Source organism: Hymenobacter tibetensis, from assembly GCF_022827545.1.
GTDB lineage: Bacteria > Bacteroidota > Bacteroidia > Cytophagales > Hymenobacteraceae > Hymenobacter > Hymenobacter tibetensis.
The window spans coordinates 544,156-562,697 of record NZ_CP094669.1 but is presented as its reverse complement, the minus strand read 5'-3'; the positions used below and the strand labels follow the sequence as shown (position 1 = coordinate 562,697).

Here is an 18,542-nt window from a genome sequence, read left to right as displayed (position 1 = left end):
TTGAAACTCTCTCGTCACCACCTGGCCGCACTGGCGGCTTTTCTTGTCTGGGGCTTCTTCCCTATTCCACTGCGGATGCTGCAAGCCTACACCAGCGGCCAAATTCTGTTTTTCCGCATCTTGCTCTCGTTGGTGTTGCTGCTACTCATCCATGGGCTAGGCCGGCGTGAGGCGGTGCGTACCACGCTTCGGCAGTGGCGCGCAGCATCGGCCGCCGAGCGCCGCAGTGTAGGGGGCAGTACCCTGATAGGCGGCTTGCTTCTGACGGCCAACTGGCTGCTATTCATTTATGTGGTGAATGAAGTGAGCGTGCAGGCGGGCTCTTTTGCCTATCTCATCTGCCCTATCCTGACGGCCTTGCTGGGCTTTGCCTTGCTACGGGAAAAGCTACGAGCCACCCAATGGGCCGCTATTGCGCTAAGCGCGCTGAGTTGCGCGCTGCTGGGAGTAGGCGATTTGCGCAACTTGCTTATGAGTTTGGTGGTGGCGCTTACCTATGCGTTCTATCTTATCACGCAGCGCCGCCTGCAAGGCTACGACCGGCTGGTGCTTCTGATGGTACAGCTCGTGCTGGCTACGCTTTTGGTACTCCCCTTGGCTCCGCTACTGGGCGCGACGCCCCTGGTTGGCTTCACGGATGTTCATTTGTTGACTTACACGGCGGTTCTGAGCGTGGGGTTCACGGTGCTGCCGTTGTTTCTGAATCTCTACGCCCTAAACGCCTTGCCTTCTGGTACGGTAGGTATCCTGATGTACGTAAACCCTATTGTGAGCTTCGCGCTGGCCTTTCTGTATTTCGGGGAAGAGGCTACGCTTACGCAGGCTGTGGCGTATGGCGTGATTTTGCTGTCGGTGGCACTCTACAACGTGAACTTGACGTTTGGAAAATTACCCGCTCCACTGCCTACCTCCTCCCAAGGAGAAGGGGCTAGGGGGTGAGGTGTATCGTTGTTACCTTCGGGCGCTTTTAGATTTTATCCTTCCTGCTGATGACTACCGTTTTTTCTGCACCAACGGCCGTTGTGCCGGTTGCCGCGCCGCTGTGGCGGCGGGCACTGCCCCATCTGCTAGCCGTGCTGATTTTCATGGGGCTGGCTGTGCTCTACTTCTCTCCTATCGTATTTGAAGGCAAGACCTTGAGCCAGCACGACATTGTGCAGTTCAACGGGGGGGCCCACGAGTTGCAGACGGCCCGCGCCGCGGGCAGGGAAGTGCTCTGGACTAACTCCATGTTCTCGGGGATGCCGACTTACCTGATTAGCACCCGCTTCCCCGGCGACTTAAGCAACTACTTGCATACCATTTTCACGCTGGGCATGCCGGCGGTGGTAGCCAACCTGTTTTTGGCGTTGCTCTGCGGTTACATCCTGTTTGTGGCGCTGGGCTTGTCGCCGCTGGTAAGTGGGGTGGGAGCCGTGGCCCTAGGCTTCACCAGCTACAACATTGTAATTCTGGCGGCCGGGCACAACACCAAGAGCTTAGCCTTGGCATACGCGCCGCTGGTGTTGGCTGGGCTATTGGTAACGTTTCGACGCAACAAGCTGCTGGGAGCCGCCCTGTTTGCGCTGGGACTGGCCATGAATGTGCGGTCCAACCACTTGCAAATCACGTATTACCTGTTGCTGCTGGTGCTGGTGTTTGGCATCGTGGAACTGATTTTTGCGGTGCGCGAAAAACGCATGGCCGATTTCCTGGGCCGGACCGCTCTGCTTGCCGTAGCCGCGCTACTAGCCGTTGGCGTGAGCTTTGGCCGTCTCTACACCACCGCCGAATACGGCAAATACAGCATCCGGGGCCGCTCGGAGTTGAAAACGCCCGCCCCAACTGACCCCAGCCAACAAGCCGCGCCGGCCAGCGACGAAGGCACTGGCGGCTCGGGCCTCGACCGGGACTATGCGTTTAGCTACAGCTACGGCATCGGCGAAACCATCACGCTGTTGATTCCGAACTTCTACGGTGGTGCTTCGCAGATGAAGCTCAGCGACAACTCCGCGACTGGCAAGGCGCTTAGCGCCCTCGGCGTGCCGCCCGTGCAGCTCAGTGACTACCTCGCGCACATGCCCACTTACTGGGGCGACCAGCCCATCACCAGCGGGCCAGTGTATGTAGGGGCCATTGTGTGCTTCCTGTTTGTGCTGGGCATCTTGATTGCCGACCGGCGCACCCGAACCTGGCTGGCGGCTGGTACCCTGCTGTCTATTCTGCTGGCCTGGGGCAAGAATTTCGAGACGTTCAACTACTTGATGTTCGACTATTTTCCCGGCTACAACAAGTTCCGGGCCGTGAGCATGGCCTTGGTAATTGCGCAATTGGCTATGCCCTTGCTGGCGGTGCTGGCGCTGGGCCGTGTGTTGCGCGGCCGGGTAGCTAGTGCAGCCGTGGCAGGCGCTAGCACGCACCCCAGCCTCGCCGCTCTCGCAGGCAAAACTGCCGACGCCCCCGAAACTGCGGAGCTAAAGCGTAAGCTGCTACTGGCCCTCGGCATTACGGTGGGGGTTTGCATACTGGCTTTCCTTGCCGGGATGGGTGCTGATTTCTCGTCCCCGATTGATGCGCAAATGCAGCAGCAAGGCTTTCCGGTGGATGCCATCCGCGAAGACCGGGCCTCCTTGTTGCGCACCGATGTGTTACGCTCTATCGTGTTCATCTTGCTGGCAGGTGGTACGTTGTGGTTCTATTTGCAGCGGAAGCTGTCGGCGGGAGCTGCGGCGGCACTGGTGGGGTTGTTCACTCTTGTTGACTTGTGGGGCGTAGATAAACGCTACCTCAACGAAGACAACTTCCAGACACAAACCGTAGCGCAACAATTCGTGCCGACTGCGGCCGACCAGCAGATTTTGCAGGACCAAGACCCGAGCTACCGGGTGCTGAATACAGCTAACCCGTTTAATGAGGCCCAGACGTCCTATTTCCACAAGAGCATTGGTGGCTACCACGGGGCGAAGCTGCGCCGCTACCAGGAACTGATTGAGCGGCAGATTTCGCGCAACAATATTCAGGTGCTCAACATGCTGAACACGCGCTACATCATCCAGCCGGCGCAACCAAGCCAGCAGGAAGGGCAGCCCGGTACGCCCGAGCAGGCCCAGCGCAACCCAGGCGCACTGGGCAATGCATGGTTCGTGAACGAGGTACAGAAAGTGCAGAACCCCGACCAGGAAATCAATGCCCTCACCAACCTGAACACGGCCACCACGGCTGTAGTGGATGCCTCCAAGTTCCCACTCACCAAAACCAGTTACAACGCCCCCGGCTCTACTATTGTCTTAACTGAATACGAGCCGGACGCCCTCACCTACCGGGCTACCGCCACCGCCGACGCCTTCGTGGTGTTTTCGGAAATTTATTATGCCGATGGGTGGAATGCCTACCTCGATGGCAAAAAGGTGCCGTATGTGCGAGCCAACTACGTGCTACGGGCCATGCCGCTTCCAGCCGGCACCCACACTATCAAGTTCAAGTTTGAGCCCACCGAATACGCCATCGGCAACACGGTGTCCTTGGTGTCGTCGGTGCTCCTGATTCTGCTGTTGGTAGGGGCCGTGGTATATGCCATCCGGCAGAAGCCTAGCAGTGCAGGCGAAGCCGCATTGGTATAACTGCTTCCTCTCGGCTAGCCAGCTTGTTGCCCTCTTTGGAGCGGCAGCAGGCTGGCTAGTGTTGTAATTCTTTGTGCTCACGTGATGCTACTCCAACGGCTCGAAGAACCCGAAGCCACTCGCCGTGGTATTCAGTTGCTGCTCCTGCGCGACGACCTGGCACATCCAGAGCTGCCCGGCAACAAGTGGCGCAAGCTGAAGTACAATATCGCCGAGGCGCAGCACGTAGGGCATGACACCCTCTTAACGTTTGGAGGCGCTTTTTCCAATCATATTGCCGCTGTAGCCGCGGCTGGCCGGTTGTACGGCTTACGTACGGTGGGCTACATTCGGGGCGAGGAAACCCTCCCGCTCAATCCTACCCTGGCTCGTGCCACGGCCAACGGCATGGAGTTGCGTTACCTCGACCGGAACACCTACCGCCGCAAACAAGAACCGGATTTCTTGGCTGAACTGCTGCGCGAAACTGGCCCCGCTTCCATTGTTCCGGAAGGTGGCTCCAACGTACTGGCGCTGCCCGGATGCGCAGAGTTGATAGCGGAAGTAACTGCCCAAACTTCTTTCGACTACATCTGCGTGGCTTGCGGCACGGGGGGCACACTGGCCGGGTTGCTTACGGGCCTAGCAGGCCAGCGGCAGGCGGTGGGTGTGGCAGCTCTGAAAGGCGGTGAGTTTTTGCGAGCTGACATTGATGCCCTAACACAAGTGGGCACAGGCCACACCTATTCGAATTACGACCTGCGCACTGACTACCACTTAGGTGGCTACGCAAGCTTTTCCGCGGAACTGTTGGGCTTCATTCAGGCGTTTCAAGCGCAACACGGGGTTCTGCTCGACCCTATTTACACCGGCAAGCTGCTCTACGGCGTGCTTGATTTACTGCGCCACGACTATTTCAAACCCGGCACTACGGTGGTAGCCGTGCACACTGGCGGCTTGCAGGGCTGGACGGGTTTCCAGCAGCGGTTCAAGCACCGCAGCACCTGGTGGCCTATTGAAGCGGCACCCCTTCTTTGAGCTACCTCCTCGGCAAAGTTTGCGGTGTTGCCGTAGAATAGCGGACGTGTCCACCTGGTTTCCTTACCCACCTATGTCGTTTTCCCTGTTGCTGCGCCGCCTGTTACCTCTTTTGTTTCTTGTGGCGCTAGGGTGGTTTTTGTGGATCAAGGTTCGCCCGGCATTAGATGACCTAGAAAACCCACTGGATCCGGCACCCCGCGTTACGGTCACGCACAACACCGTGCTAGAGAAGGTGGAAGGCCTCGGGCGGCTAGAATTGGTGCGCTACCACTTCAAGGACGTAGTGGAGTACAAGAAAAGCACGTACCGGTTCCTTCCCGACGCCAAAGTGGCCCTTATTGTAGCCGGCAACGCCATCGGCTGCCTGGATTTGCGCAAAGTACGGGCCCAGGATGTGGTGTTTGAAGGCGACTCCATCGTGCGCGTGGCCTTGCCACCTGCCGAGCTGTGCATCTGGCAAATCGACCATAGCGCCAGCCGCGTGTATAGCGTCGAAAACGGGTTCTTCAAAGACGCTGAACTAGTTGATGCGGGTTACAAATACGCTGAAACCAACGTGCGTCGGGCCGCGCTGCAATCCGGCATCCTGGCTGAAACCGAACGGAATGCTCAACAAATCTTGAAGCCCATGCTGGAAACCATGACCGGCCGCCGCGTGATTCTGACCCGGCAAATGCAAAACCCACTGGCACCAGCGCGGCAGTAGCGCCATGTGCGGAGCATGGGCAACGATGGGCCTCCTTGTGAGCAGAAAATCAGGAATATCTCTATATTTCTACCCGGTGCCCACCGCGGCTAGCTGCTCACTTGCTTTTCCATCCGATCATGCAACACGCTTTTGGTCTTGATATTCCACGTACCCTAGAAGAAGTCTGCCACCCGCAGCGCATGGCGCTTATCGTCTACGACATGCAGGTGGGTATTCTGCATCAGCTCAAGGATGGCCCCGCAATAACCAAGCAAGTGCTACGAGTAGTGGAAGCTGCCCGGCGTGCCAACATCCGGGTGATTTTCATGCGGCACATGTCGGTACCGAAAGAGCTGATGGGGGTGGCCCAGTTGCGCATGGCCATGGCCTGGCAGCGTACCGAATCAGTAGCCGACATCAAGCCGTGGTTTTTGCCCAGCAATCCAGCGTTTCAACTCACGCCCGAGTTGCAGCCTCTGCCCAGCGAAGCAGTGTTCGACAAGATTACCATGTCGGCTTTCGAAGGCACTCCGCTCAACATAGTGCTGCGTGACTGCGGCATCAACGCATTTGCCATTGTGGGGGTAGCAACGGAAATAGGCATCGACCCCACCGTGCGCCACGCTTCCGACCTGGGCTATATCCCGGTAATCGTAACGGATGCGTGTGGGGCCGGTCATGCGGAAGCAGGTCGTCAATCCATTGCCAACCTCGAATACGCCGGCGACAGTATGCTGACCGATGTAGCCAGCATTTGCCAGGTGTTTGAAGCAATAGCAACCGAGCACAACGCCACTGCCGCACCTGGCCGCTAGTCTTCGTCTTGTTCGGGTGCTTTGCCCAAGTCGTCGAGGGCCATTTTGATTAGGTCCTGCTCGTATCCTTTGCCGGTGAGGTACACCTGGATTTTCTGGCGGCGGATGCGGGGGTTGCGCTCCTTTTCCTGGCGGTCTTTCTTTTCCAGCACGTCCACGAGGTTCTGGTAGTACTCGTCGCCATCAATTTCTTTGAGGCCCGACTTAATGCAGTACTCGGAAATGCCTTTTTGCTTCAGTTCCTGCGTGATGCGGCGCCGACCCCATTTCTTGTTGCGGTAGTGGCCGCGCACGAAGGCCTGCGCGTAGCGTTCCTCGTCCAGCAGTTTCTCGCGGCTCAGCCGGATGATGATTTCCCCTGCTTCGTCTTCGTCGAGGCCGTACTCGCGCAGCTTGCCTTCCACTTCCTTCTGGTTGCGCTCCTGATAGGCACAGAAGGCCGCTATTTTGTGGAGGGCTTCGCCGGGCGTGTAGGTTTTCTTCTTTTTGTCGAACTGATTCATAGGCTAAGATAACGCGAAACTGGTGCTGGAAGTGCATTTTTAGCTGGGCTGTTCGTTCTAGGTTGACTGGCAGCTACATGCACTACCCGAAGGCGGCGGACTACGGACCAACCATGACTTTTTGTGCTCCTAACTACCCGTACCTGCCCGGCGTGTCTTCACCACGTTGGGGTTGGCGGCCAACTGGCTAGGCAGCTGGCTAGCCTCCAAAACCTCTTGCTGCCCCCGTAAACTCTGCACCCAACCTATCGGTTTCTCGGGTAGGAGCCAACCCTTTGCGGGCCTATTGTATCTATCTTGTTGGCAATAACCCCTTATCGAATGCCCCGTTACTTTCTATTGATTTGTTGTGTATTGGTATCTCTCACTGCTACGGCTGGCGTAGTAAAGGGCCGCGTGATAGATCCACAAGGCGCTGCTCTGGCCTTCGCGAACGTGGCCGTCCGGACCACGACCACCAGCACGGCCACCAACGAGCAAGGCAATTACCAGCTACGCCTGCCCGCTGGGCAATACGAACTGGTGTTTCAATATGTCGGCTACAAGCCCCGCATTGAATCGGTGCGAGTGGCGGGCGGCGACACGGTCACTGTGCTCGATGTGACCTTGACACCCGACAACTACAAGCTGCGCGAAGTGGTGGTGCGCTCCACCGACCGGGACCCCGCCTACGCTATTATTCAGCAAGCGCAGCAGTGGCGGCGCTACCATCGGCGCGAAGTGGCCACCTTCCGCGCCCGGGCCTACATCAAAACGCTGGCCCGCTTTCTGGAAGTACCCGGCAAGATTCTGGGGTTGGTGAAAGTTGGGCCTGACTTCAAGCCCGGCATTTTCTACCTCTCCGAGTCGGTGTCGGACATGACCTTCCGGCAGCCCAACGTGATACAGGAGCGCATGATTTCCTCCCGCGTGAGCGGCGACACCAAGGGCATCAGCTTCAACCGAGCCGGACGCGGGGCCGGCCTGAACTTCTACGACAACGTGCTGAAAAGCGGCTTTTCCGAGCGGGGCTTTGTCTCGCCGATTGCCGACGGCGCTATGCTGTTCTACAAGTACGAGCTGGAAGGCACCACCCAGCAAGGCGGCGTGACGGTGCACAAAATCCGGGTTACGCCCCGGCGCCGCACCGACCCCGTCTTTTCCAGCGGCCACATCTACATCGTGGAGGGTACCTGGCGCATTCATTCCATTTCACTGAACCTAGACAAGAATGCGCAGCTCGACTACGTAGACAGCTTCCACATCGAACAGTTGTTCGCGCCCGCGCCGGGGCCTTCCGATGTATGGGTGATTCAGTCACAGAAAATTACGGTGGGCTTCACGGCGTTTGGGTTCAAAGGCAACGGCTACCTCACGGCCGTGCTGTCCAACTACAAAGTGACGCCCACCTACCCCAACCGCCCCGCGCCCACCGTAGCGCCGCCGGTCACGGCCAACGAACCCGCCGATGCGCCCATCACCCGCGAAACCGCGGCTGATATCCGTAGGCAGAAGCCTAAGCTGGCGGGCCTAAACCGGGAAGTCCGCCGCCAAACCAAGCTAGCCGAGCGCGACACCGCAGGCATGAGCATCGGGAAGCTGAAGCGCGGTGAAGTGATGCTCGTAGAAAAAGGCGTAAACGAGCGGGATTCCAGCTACTGGGACTCGGTGCGCCCCATCCCACTCACCGAAGAAGAGCAGAAAGACTACAAAGTGAAGGACAGCACCGAGGTGGTTCGTAACTCCCGCCCCTACCAGGATTCGTTGGACCGGGTGCGCAACAAGCTGCAACCAACATCTTTGCTGCTGGGTGGCTACAGCTATTCCAACACGTTTCGGAAGCGGCAGTGGTACGTGGCGCCAGTCTTCAACATCCTCAACTACAACACCGTTGAGGGCACCGTCATCCACCCCGAGTTCACTTTCACGCAGCGCACCGATGACCGACGCTTCTACTCTATCACGCCCGCCCTGCGCTATGGCTTCAGCAACGAACTGTTCAGCCCCAGCCTCTCGGCCACGTGGCAGTATCAACCCGCCAAGCTAGCCCGGGTGAGCTTCCGGGCGGGCCGGTTCATTGAAAACTTCGACCCGAACACCCAGCTCACGCCCTTCATCAATAGCTACTACACCCTGCTGGAGAACCGCAATTACGCCAAGCTCTACCGCCGCGACGGTGCCCAACTCAGCTACCAGACCGAAGCCGTGAATGGCCTGACCGTGCAAGGCACGCTGAGCTACTACGACCGGCGCCAGCTTTACAACAGCAGCATCGACTTGTGGGTGGATCAAGAAGGCCGAGCCTTCACATCCAACCAGCCCGTGAATGAGGAACTGCCTACTACCAGTTTCAACCGCAACCAGTCCTTGGCCTTCGAACTAACGGCCTCTTTCCGTCCGGGCCAGCGCTACATCAGCCGGCCCGATGGCAAGTACAATCTGGGTTCGAAGTCCCCGACGTTCACCGGCACTTGGCGACAAGGCGTAGGCGGCCTAGTGGGCTCTGATGCGCGCTACACACTCCTTGAGGTAGGTATTCGGCAGTCCATTGGGATGGGGCTGCTGGGCACTAGCACCTACAGGGTGGCCGCAGGCGGTTTTGTGGGCACGCCGCAACTTTCCTTCATGGACTTCCGCCACTTCAGCGGCAACCGCACCTACCTAGCAGCCGATTTCAGCCAGTTTCAACTGCTCGACTACTACCGCTACAGCACCAGCCACAACTTCCTGGAGGCGCACTACAACCACCATTTCAACGGCTTTTTCCTGAACAAAATCCCGCTGTTGCGGCGACTGAAATGGCAGGAAGTGGCCTCCCTCAACTACCTCACCACCCGCGAAGCCGGCCATTATGTGGAGGTAGGCGTGGGCTTGGAGCACGTGTTCAAAGTTTTGCGCATCGACTTCTACACGGGCTTACAATCCGGCCAGCGCGTGGGTACCGGGCTCCGGGTAGGCATTGGCTTCTAGCAGCGGCGTACCGGGGCCTGTCGTTCAACGACAAAAGCCTTCTGCTTATACAGCAGAAGGCTTTTGATTAGACAGTAACTCAGTTATTTCACTTCCTCGAAATCCACGTACTCGCCGCCTTCAAAATGCTTGGCGGGTTTGGCCTGTGGTTTCGGCGGCACATAATCGACGTGGACCTGGCCGTTGGCAGCAGCCGTGTTGCGGGGCTCGGGGCGGGGCGCTTCAAAAGGGTTGGCGCCAAACTGTTGGCTGTAGCGCTGCGTCTGTTTCTTCACGAACCGTACAACCAGCCAGCGCATCAGCACCGGCAATACGAAGCGAAGAACCAGGGAAACGAGGAAGAATATCAGCAGGAATTTGACCATCAGAAAGCCACTCAGGTGGCCGGGTTGAGGGGTTGAAAGTAGAAATCAGCGGTGACGGCGCTTTCCAGCTGCGCATCGGAGCAAGGTACAAGTTCAGAACGCGAGGACAGCACAAATGGTTTATAGCCTAACTCGGCCAGCAATTTCACCACAGCGCGGCGGTTTTCCAGCCCATTCAGTTCGGTTTGAATAAGGGGCTGAAACCGGCGCAGCGTCGCCTGCATGTGCCGAAACACCTCGAACTCGAAGCCTTCTACGTCGCACTTCACGAAATCGAGGCGGGGCAGGTGGGCCAGCAGGTCGTCGGGGACGCGCATGGGCACCTCGTAGGTGCGGGCGTAGTGCTCATGGGGGTTGCTGGCCGCCACTTTGGTCATGCCGTGGTGGAGCAGGCCATTGCGCTCAGGGGTACCCATTTGCACGGTGGTATTCTGCCCCCCTAAGGCATACGGCAGCAGCGTGAGGTTGCGGACCCCACTGCGCTTGACATTATCTTGCCAGATAGCCTGAAAATCCGGAATCGGCTCCACAGCCAGCACCTGCCCCGCCAGCCCCGCCAGCTTCGACAATGCCACGGAATAGTACCCCAGGTTGGCGCCAATATCCAGACACACAAAGCCGGGCTTGATGATCTTTTCCAGGAAGAACAGTTCCGGATATTTTTTCTTGCCCCACCCAGCACCTACCAGCCGCAAATAAACCCCACTTACAAAGCGGATGTATTGCTCGAAGCCAAGCGCCCGGACGAGGAGTTTGCGGAGTTGTTTCACCATAATGCGCGCAAAGATGTCGCAAAGCTGGGAAATTCAGGCTGTCGGCGGTAGCGGCTAGCGTTTGCGCGCTTTGCTCCACACCCGCGACGCACCCGCCGCAACCAAGCCCCCTATCGTGTACCAGGCCACTGTCATGAGCTTGGTTTGTGGGGTCCGGTTGCTAGGCGCTTCGCCTAACCCAAGCGGACCGGGCAGCAGCACCCCTCCTACCCCGGCAGCCACCCCCAGTACGGCTCCACGCTGCCATGCTTTTTTGCCCCGGCCTACTAAGCTAAAATAGAGGCCATTGGAGAGCAAGTCGCCGGCCATTGTCAGATTAAACAGCGTATCGTTGTCTGGCTGCGGGGCTTCGGCTTTGCCAAGTAGCTTGCGTAAGGCGCGCATGCCCAACACGTCCATGCGAGGAGCGTCGGCAGGGCGTATGTGGCGGACGGTTTCGTGCAGTAACGTAAGAACAACGGCGCCGGCCAAGCCACTGGCAAGGGCTTGTGGCACAACAGAAGGTTTAGAGCGTTTCATAGGGTAGCAACGTCAGGTGGTAAGAGGTCTTCCCCTCCTATTCGTTGAAATGCACTGTATAGTTCTGCTAACTGTTGCAACTCACTACCAAGCACCTCGCGCCACTGCTTGCTTGGTGAATGAGTGGAGTAGGCGGAACCATGTCTGTCTTGCACCTCTTTGTGGAAGCTGCCACTAAACCCTGCGCTATAGCTACTGAAGCTATGTAATACTTGTGCGCCTACTTTACTTAAGAATCAGGCGGGCCACCCGTGGCAGTTAGTCAGCCGCCACGGCTTGGTGTTCAGTTGCCTGGTGGCCCTGCCTTTACTTTTTCCCGTGCGTAACTCCTTCCCATTGATCGGTGCGGAACGGGGCAGCAGGTAGCCCTTCGCGGTTGTAGAGGGTGGCCTCGGGGTTGCTGGCCCAGGCGTAGCGCACTGCTACGGGCGTAGGCACGGCCTCACTGCTTACCACCACCTGTTGGCCTTCCAGCTTTGCTGTTGCCCAGTGAAATTTCTTATCGGCGCCAGCCACCGCAAAGCCTTTCAGCACCCCGTTGCTGCCTTTTACCTGCAGGCCTGAGCCGGCATCTGTGAAACGGAGCTGCACCTTGTTGCCGGTCACGCGCATCGACTGGAAAGTGGGACCCGCAGCTACCACTTGCTTGTCGTTGTACGCCACCTTGCGCGCCACCAATGCTAGCCGGTGCCCGACGTCCTGCTTGTTCGCGGGGTGAATGTCTTTGCCGTCTCCGATGTCAATAGCAACGGCCATGCCGGTGCGGGGCAAGGTCAGGGCCAGCGCCTGTGCTTCGCGCAGCTCCGCCCAATCAGACTCGGCGGGTTCCGGCTCCGTTTCTTTGAAATTAGCGAGCTGCACAAACAGGAAAGGCACATCATAGCCCCAGCGGCCTCGCCAATCTTTGATTAACGTCGGAAATAACGTACGGTACTGCTCGGCACGGTTGGCGTTGCTTTCGCCTTGGTACCAGATTATTCCTTTCACCGCATACGGAATCAAGGGGGCTATCATTCCGTTGAAAAGTCCGGTAGGCGTGTTGGGGTCGTTGTTTTCCGGAGTTGTCTGCTTTTCTACCTCCACTACCTTGGCCTGAAAATCAGGCAGCACCTTCAGCGCTTCCCCACTCACCCACGCCTCGGCCGGGGTGCCTCCCCACGGGCTGCTGATGATACCAATGGGCACTTTATAGTGCTGGTGCAGGTCGCGGGCGAAGAAATAAGGCACAGCGGCAAACTGCCCGGCGGTACTTGGGCTGCACAGCTTCCAGTTATAGCCTTCGCTTTCCAGCCGAGGCTGATTTGATACCTGCTTCTTGACCGTGAACTGCCGTATCTGCGGAAAATTAGCCGCGGCCACCTCCTGCTCGGCATGCACAACCACCGGATACGAATTGGGCTTGGGAGCATTGGGGTCACGTAGGGGCAACTCCATGTTCGACTGGCCGGATGCCAGCCACACGTCTCCCACCAAGATATCCTGAATCGTGAGCGTGTTCTGGCCCCGCAGGGTCATGGTGTAGGGCCCGCCAGCCGGCGTAGCAGGCAAGGTTACTTGCCATTTGCCGGTGCTAGCTGGCACCGCTGCATAGGTTTTTCCTTGAAAAGTCAGGGTAACTTTCTCCCCGGGGGCAGCCCACCCCCATATTGGCACTTTAGTGTCGCGTTGCAACACCATATGGTCGCCCACCAAGGCTGGTAGCCGGATAGTGGCATGCACGGGCAGGCTGTTGTGCAGAAGCAACGTAGCAAGAGCAAGTAAGGGAAGTTTCATATGCAGGTCGGGCACTTAGATGGTGGGAATACTTGAAGGCAGACAACGGGATAAAGGCAGCTTCTCTCCTGGGAGCTCAGCATGAGCCGCCACCCTACCGAGGCAGACGAACGCCTTGTAGTCGGGCTAACGCCCAGTTGCTTCTGTTGCTAGTACGCTAGCCTGCTGGGTTGGCGCAACTACGCAAGAAGTTCAGCTGTTGAATTACTTGCATACGCAGGCTTGTTGGCTATTTGCAACTGGATTCCAATATTTTTTGCGGGTAAGTGCTATGCAAGTGACGATAACTTTACTATCATTGCTAAAACGTATTAGCTAGTAAATATTGTTGATTTTCTTGAATTAAATCAACTTACCGGATAGTACTGCACACCCTTGCTCACTTCGTAGGCTATTTCTGGCACCTGCAAGCGCAGCAAATACTCTATTCTCTACGCACTGCCTTTCTGCTTTATACCTGCCCCGTACTTCAGGGCAAACCCCACCGAACGTCTTGTCACCCAATGAACTGCAATCTTTTTCTTCTGAGTTGCTTTCTGCTTACGAGTCCAGCTGCATGGGCACAAAAAAACTCAGCCTACCACGTAAAATCACCGGATGGCAAGCTTGACTTAACCGTACAAGCCGGCTCCGTCCTGAGTTGGTCTGTTCAGCACGAAGCAACCCCGGTTCTAGCTCCGTCGCCTATCTCGCTGACTTTGGCGGGTGGCGAGGTGCTGGGCAAAAACGCCGTAGTGGAAAGCGCGAAAACAGCTGCCGTTAACACCACCATTGCCGCCCCGATATACAAGAAAAAGCAGGTAATTGATACGTACAACGAGCTAACTATCAATCTCAAGGGTAAGTACGGCGTTATCGTGCGCGCCTACAATGATGGGGCGGCTTACCGCTTCTTCACCAAGCGTAAAGGCCAGCTTACCGTCTTGAACGAAGACGCGGCCTTCAACTTCGCCGAAGACCATTCGGCTCTTATTCCCTTTGTGCGCGACCTGCGAGTACCCACCGACATGTACATCTCTTCGTTTGAGAGCTTGTATACGCCGCTAAAGCTTTCAGAAATCACCAAAGTAAAAAAGGACACCCTCGCTTTCCTGCCAGCCTTGGTTACGCTCGGCGACAACAAAAAAGCGGTGCTTCTGGAATCGGATGTGGAAGACTATCCGGGTATGCTGCTCAAAGCCAGCACGCAAGCGTCGCCGGGTTTGCACAGCGACTTTGCCAAGTATCCGGCTGAGGAAACGTCGGGTGGCTTTCACAACATGCAGTTGGTGGTGCCCAAGCGAGAAAACTACATTGCCAAAACCAGTGGTACCCGCACATTTCCGTGGCGCATTGTGGTGGTCAGCACCACCGACAAAGACTTGGCCAACAACGACATGGTGTTCAAGCTGGCGGCACCGTCCAGAGTGAAGGACGTATCGTGGATCAAGCCGGGCAAGGTGGCCTGGGATTGGTGGAACGACTGGAATATCTCGCACGTCGATTTCGTGGCGGGTATCAACACGCCCACTTATAAATACTACATCGATTTTGCGGCTGCCAACAAGATAGAGTACGTGATTCTGGACGAAGGCTGGTCCGAGGAAACCGATATCTTGAAAATTTCGCCGAAGGTGGACCTGGTTGAGCTGCTTGCATATGGCAAGCAGAAAAACGTGGACATCATTCTGTGGGCTAACTGGCGCTCTATCACCGAGAAGTTGGACGCTGCATACTCGCAGTATGCCAAAATGGGCGTGAAGGGATTTAAGATTGATTTTCTGGACCGCGACGACCAGAAGATGGTCGCTTCTTCCTACAAGCTGGCCCAGAAAGCCGCAGACTTCAAACTACTGGTTGATTTTCATGGCATGCACAAGCCTGATGGCCTGACGCGCACCTACCCCAACGTAGTGAACTACGAGGGAGTGAAAGGCCTGGAAAACAATAAGTGGACTCCCAACGACGACGTACCCCGCTACGACGTGACGCTGCCTTTCATCCGGATGATGGCCGGCCCCATGGACTACACGCCCGGCGCCATGCGCAACGCCACCAAGACCGAGTTTCGTCCCAACAACTCCAAGCCAATGAGCCAGGGTACGCGCTGCCACCAGCTGGCCATGTATGTGGTGTTCGAGGCGCCACTGCAAATGCTAGCCGACAACCCTACTACCTACCTTAAAGAGCAGGAAAGCACCGACTTCATTGCGAAAGTACCTACCACGTTCGACCAGACAGTGGCCTTGGATGGTAAAGTGGGCGAGTACGTAGCACTGGCTCGCCAGAAAGGCGACACTTGGTATGTAGGCGCCATGAGCAACTGGGATCCGCGTGAGTTGACCCTAGACTTCTCATTTCTGGGTCCAGGCAACTACGAAGCCGTAATTTTTCAGGATGGCATCAACGCCAACCGCGACGCCACGGATTACAAGCGCGTGGTACGCAAAGTGTCTGCTCAAGACAAAGTCAGCATCAAGTTAAGCAATGGTGGTGGCTGGGCAGCACGTATCTATCCGGTGAAGTAAGCATGCAGCAACGAGGAGCTAGCGGACTAGCTGGCTCCTCGTTGCTGCATGCTTTCAAGGATGAATAGTATTATATTTATCATCTATTTGGTTAGTACAAAATTTTGCCCTTAGTTTGCTATAGTGTTATTCGGAACGCAAACGTTTGCTATTTTAGCGTTCCTATTACAGTACTTGCTCTCTAGCCCACTCAGTTTCTTGAGCTGAATGAACTAGCTAGCCTGCTTATAACTGGTTGATTTTTCTGGTCACCAGTTTTTCTCCTTTTCCTATTTCCCCCTCTATTAGAAGCCTCATTCTGACGCACTTATGCTTCTATTAAACGCTAAAACCTTTTAGCGTTTCCATCTTGTTGGTTCGCTCTCTATTCTACTCTCCGCTTTGCATGCGCACTGGTTCCTATCTGCTGGCCACCTGCTTGTTGCACGAATGATGTTCCTAGTCCAGCAAGCTTAGACAGTGCGGGTAATGCCCACGCTTTCGAGTACACTCAAGTTGCCTGTTATCTTCCTTCGGCCTTATTGATCATGAGTAAAAACACGTACGCTTCCAAAAACCATCCTGACAAGAGGCTTAATGCTTTTAGCTACTTAGCTACCCCAGTGGTACTGGGTGCTGCGCTAATGGCCGCGGCATGTCAGCGCACTGGTGTTACCACTGCTCCTGTAACCACACCCACAACAACTGTCTCCTCGACTCCTGCCTCTGCTGCCTTGCCGGTAGCTCCTCAATGGAGCCCGCGGGTGGCTGCGCTGCTCAAGCAGATGACGTTGGAAGAGAAAATTGGGCAGATGACCCAAATTACCAATGCGGCTATCAACCATACGGGTGAGCAAAAGGATGTTAGCCTCGATTCGGCAAAACTTGTTCCGTTCATCAAAACCTATGGCGTAGGCTCTTTCCTGAATGGGGAGGCCGTACCACCCAAGCAGTGGTTCACTTATTTGAGTGCTTTGCAAAGGATTGCAATGCGCGAGTCGCGGCTGCACATCCCGGTCATCTATGGCATCGATCATATGCACGGGGCCAGCTACGTGTCCGGAGCTTCTATTTTCCCGCACAACCTCAACCTAGGAGCCACTTTCAATGCGGAATTTGCCCGTCAGGAAGCACGTGCTACGGTGATGGAGTCGGCAGATTTGGGGCATATCTGGGTGTTTGCGCCAGTGCTGGATCTGGGCGTGAACGTGTACTGGCCGCGGCTGTATGAAACTTACGGCGAAGACCCACTGGTAGCGGCGCGACTTGGCGCAGCTTACGTAGACGAACTGCAAAACAACAAGGACATTCTGCCTTACAAGGTGGCCGGCTGTGGCAAGCACTTCCTGGGCTACTCAGACCCACGCAACGGGTGGGACCGGACCAACGCCCTAATTCCGGATCAGCGCCTGCAAGAGTTTTTCCGCCCTTCGTTTCAAGCAGCTATTGATGCTGGTCTGAAGTCGGTGATGATTAACAGCGGCGAAATCAATGGGGAGCCGGTGCACTCGTCCAAGGCTATTCTCACGGATTTGCTGCGTACCCAAATGGGGTTCAAAGGGGTAGCCGTAACCGACTGGCAGGACATTATCCGGCTGGTAACGGTGCAGAAAACCGCGCCTAACGAGAAGGAAGCTACTTTCCGCTGCATTGATGCGGGTGTGGATATGGCCATGACGCCTTACACCACCGACTTCTGCCGCTACGTGAAGGAGCTGGTGCAAGAAGGCCGCCTAACCCAAGAGCGCATCGACCTTTCGGCGGGCCGTGTGCTGCAAATGAAAGACGAACTGGGCATGTTCGAGAACCCCATGCCCCGGGCCGACCGGCTCAACCGCATCGGCGACCCTACGCTGAAGCAGCAGGCCTTGGAAGCTGCTCGCGAGTCGATAGTGCTACTGAAGAACGAGAAGAACACGCTGCCTTTGACTGCCAGCAAAGTGCGCCGCCTGTTGGTAGTGGGTCCTTCGGCTGATTCTCGGGCCAACCTTTCGGGTGGCTGGACACTAGCCTGGCAGGGCCGGCAGGAAGCGCAGTACCCCCAAGAGGTGCAAACCATTTACACGGCGCTAAAGCAGCAATACCCTACTGCGCAGGTGGAAACCGTGCCGTATCAGGATGCCACGGGTAAGCCGCAGCTCGGCAATGTGCTGGCGGCGGCCCGCAAGGCAGATGCCGTTGTATTGGCCCTGGGCGAGCGGCCGTATGCGGAAGGCTTGGGTAACACCAGCGACCTAACGCTGCCAGAAGACCAGCAGGAGCTGGTACGAACGGCCCAAAGTGCCGGCAAACCCACGGTGCTGGTACTGATTGGGGGCCGTCCGAATATCATTCGCACGGTGGTCGATCGGTCGCAGGCCGTTATCTGGGGCGGTTTGCCGGGTTTCGGCGGGGGGCAGGCCATTGCTGAAATCATCAGTGGCAAAGTGAACCCTAGCGGCCGGTTGCCTTTCACCTATCCGCAGTTTGCCGGGCACATTTCCAACTACCACCACGACAACAACGAGAACAGCTTGGAGCTCAGCGACTTTGGGGCGGGATTTGAAAACCGCGGCACCAAATACAAGAGCACTATGCTCACGGAGTACGGCGAAGGCCTAAGCTACACCACATTCCGCTACGCTAGCCTCCAACTCAGCGACTCGGTGCTCACCGGCAATGGCTCTATCCGAGCCACTGTGCGCGTAACCAACGCGGGTACCAAAGCGGGCAAAGAGGCAGTGCTCTGGTTCATGACCGACGAAGTAGGCCGCATCACGCGACCCGTCCGCTTGCTGAAGCACTTCGAAAAGCGTGAGTTTAAGCCCGGCGAAGGTCAGGAGCTGACGTTCGAGATTCAGCCCCAGCGCGACCTAAGCTACCCGGATGCTCAAGGCAATCGGGTGCTGGAAGACGGCTACTTCACACTACGAGTCGGCGACCAAATCAAGCGCTTCCGCTACGCGGGCTCTAAAGCGCTGGGCGCTACTTCTCCCTCGACTACTACACGGGCTTTGAACTCTAAATAACGATCCTCTGCGGCTTCTCGGTAGGGTGAGTTTGCATACCTCCG

General features: G+C 56.8%; 13 protein-coding genes. 8 read left to right on the top strand and 5 right to left on the bottom strand.

Going from position 1 to position 18,542, the window contains the following annotated elements; translation table 11 throughout:
* From MTX78_RS02235 to MTX78_RS02215, 5 genes are all read left to right on the top strand, one after another.
* The gene (locus tag MTX78_RS02235; RefSeq protein WP_243799526.1) at window positions 1–939 is read left to right on the top strand and encodes an EamA family transporter; all 939 of its coding nucleotides are present in this window, start codon (window positions 1–3) and stop codon (window positions 937–939) included.
* A gap of 50 nt (window positions 940–989) precedes the next feature.
* Window positions 990–3,599 (top strand): YfhO family protein, encoded by a 2,610-nt coding sequence (locus MTX78_RS02230; RefSeq protein WP_243799524.1) that lies wholly within the window; start codon window positions 990–992, stop codon window positions 3,597–3,599.
* Window positions 3,600–3,683: 84 nt separating this feature from the next.
* The gene (locus MTX78_RS02225; protein WP_243802794.1) at window positions 3,684–4,616 is read left to right on the top strand and encodes a 1-aminocyclopropane-1-carboxylate deaminase/D-cysteine desulfhydrase; all 933 of its coding nucleotides are present in this window, start codon (window positions 3,684–3,686) and stop codon (window positions 4,614–4,616) included.
* Between the two features lie 73 nt (window positions 4,617–4,689).
* Window positions 4,690–5,325, top strand: a complete 636-nt coding sequence (locus tag MTX78_RS02220) for a DUF4230 domain-containing protein (protein ID WP_243799523.1) — start codon at window positions 4,690–4,692, stop codon at window positions 5,323–5,325.
* Window positions 5,326–5,444: 119 nt separating this feature from the next.
* Complete coding sequence (locus MTX78_RS02215; protein ID WP_243799521.1) at window positions 5,445–6,122, top strand: cysteine hydrolase family protein; 678 nt, start codon at window positions 5,445–5,447, stop codon at window positions 6,120–6,122.
* Here the strand turns inward: MTX78_RS02215 and MTX78_RS02210 are convergent.
* Window positions 6,119–6,625, bottom strand: coding sequence for a regulatory protein RecX (locus MTX78_RS02210; RefSeq protein ID WP_243799519.1), 507 nt, complete (start codon window positions 6,623–6,625; stop codon window positions 6,119–6,121). The genes MTX78_RS02215 and MTX78_RS02210 overlap by 4 nt on opposite strands.
* A 321-nt stretch (window positions 6,626–6,946) precedes the next feature.
* Between MTX78_RS02210 and MTX78_RS02205 the strand changes: the two genes are divergently transcribed.
* Window positions 6,947–9,574 carry a DUF5686 and carboxypeptidase regulatory-like domain-containing protein gene (locus MTX78_RS02205; protein WP_243799518.1) on the top strand — a complete coding sequence of 876 codons (2,628 nt, stop codon included), beginning with the start codon at window positions 6,947–6,949 and terminating at the stop codon, window positions 9,572–9,574.
* Window positions 9,575–9,657: 83 nt separating this feature from the next.
* On the opposite strand, the gene MTX78_RS02200 is transcribed toward MTX78_RS02205, so the two are convergent.
* The 4 genes from MTX78_RS02200 to MTX78_RS02185 form a co-directional block, all read right to left on the bottom strand.
* Entirely contained in the window at window positions 9,658–9,939 is a 282-nt protein-coding gene (locus MTX78_RS02200; RefSeq protein WP_243799517.1) for a DUF4834 family protein, read from the bottom strand.
* 11 nt (window positions 9,940–9,950) lie between these two features.
* Window positions 9,951–10,712 (bottom strand): FkbM family methyltransferase, encoded by a 762-nt coding sequence (locus tag MTX78_RS02195; protein WP_243799516.1) that lies wholly within the window; start codon window positions 10,710–10,712, stop codon window positions 9,951–9,953.
* 54 nt (window positions 10,713–10,766) lie between these two features.
* Window positions 10,767–11,231 (bottom strand): hypothetical protein, encoded by a 465-nt coding sequence (locus tag MTX78_RS02190; RefSeq protein WP_243799515.1) that lies wholly within the window; start codon window positions 11,229–11,231, stop codon window positions 10,767–10,769.
* 306 nt (window positions 11,232–11,537) lie between these two features.
* Window positions 11,538–13,004 carry a sialate O-acetylesterase gene (locus tag MTX78_RS02185; protein ID WP_243799513.1) on the bottom strand — a complete coding sequence of 489 codons (1,467 nt, stop codon included), beginning with the start codon at window positions 13,002–13,004 and terminating at the stop codon, window positions 11,538–11,540.
* A gap of 503 nt (window positions 13,005–13,507) precedes the next feature.
* Between MTX78_RS02185 and MTX78_RS02180 the strand changes: the two genes are divergently transcribed.
* Window positions 13,508–15,511 (top strand): glycoside hydrolase family 97 protein, encoded by a 2,004-nt coding sequence (locus MTX78_RS02180; RefSeq protein ID WP_243799511.1) that lies wholly within the window; start codon window positions 13,508–13,510, stop codon window positions 15,509–15,511.
* A gap of 527 nt (window positions 15,512–16,038) precedes the next feature.
* A complete protein-coding gene (locus MTX78_RS02175; RefSeq protein WP_243799510.1) occupies window positions 16,039–18,498 on the top strand; it encodes a beta-glucosidase in 2,460 nt (819 codons plus the stop codon).
* The last annotated feature ends 44 nt before the right edge of the window (window positions 18,499–18,542 follow it).

Bases quoted from the DNA above. Each gene is read 5' to 3' on its own strand.
- MTX78_RS02230 (WP_243799524.1), top strand. From the start codon at position 990: ATGACTACCGTTTTTTCTGCACCAACGGCCGTTGTGCCGGTTGCCGCG.
- MTX78_RS02210 (WP_243799519.1), bottom strand. From the start codon at position 6,625: ATGAATCAGTTCGACAAAAAGAAGAAAACCTACACGCCCGGCGAAGCC.
- MTX78_RS02215 (WP_243799521.1), top strand. From the start codon at position 5,445: ATGCAACACGCTTTTGGTCTTGATATTCCACGTACCCTAGAAGAAGTC.
- MTX78_RS02180 (WP_243799511.1), top strand. From the start codon at position 13,508: ATGAACTGCAATCTTTTTCTTCTGAGTTGCTTTCTGCTTACGAGTCCA.
- MTX78_RS02175 (WP_243799510.1), top strand. From the start codon at position 16,039: ATGAGTAAAAACACGTACGCTTCCAAAAACCATCCTGACAAGAGGCTT.
- MTX78_RS02225 (WP_243802794.1), top strand. From the start codon at position 3,684: ATGCTACTCCAACGGCTCGAAGAACCCGAAGCCACTCGCCGTGGTATT.
- MTX78_RS02220 (WP_243799523.1), top strand. From the start codon at position 4,690: ATGTCGTTTTCCCTGTTGCTGCGCCGCCTGTTACCTCTTTTGTTTCTT.
- MTX78_RS02195 (WP_243799516.1), bottom strand. From the start codon at position 10,712: ATGGTGAAACAACTCCGCAAACTCCTCGTCCGGGCGCTTGGCTTCGAG.
- MTX78_RS02205 (WP_243799518.1), top strand. From the start codon at position 6,947: ATGCCCCGTTACTTTCTATTGATTTGTTGTGTATTGGTATCTCTCACT.
- MTX78_RS02200 (WP_243799517.1), bottom strand. From the start codon at position 9,939: ATGGTCAAATTCCTGCTGATATTCTTCCTCGTTTCCCTGGTTCTTCGC.
- MTX78_RS02190 (WP_243799515.1), bottom strand. From the start codon at position 11,231: ATGAAACGCTCTAAACCTTCTGTTGTGCCACAAGCCCTTGCCAGTGGC.
- MTX78_RS02185 (WP_243799513.1), bottom strand. From the start codon at position 13,004: ATGAAACTTCCCTTACTTGCTCTTGCTACGTTGCTTCTGCACAACAGC.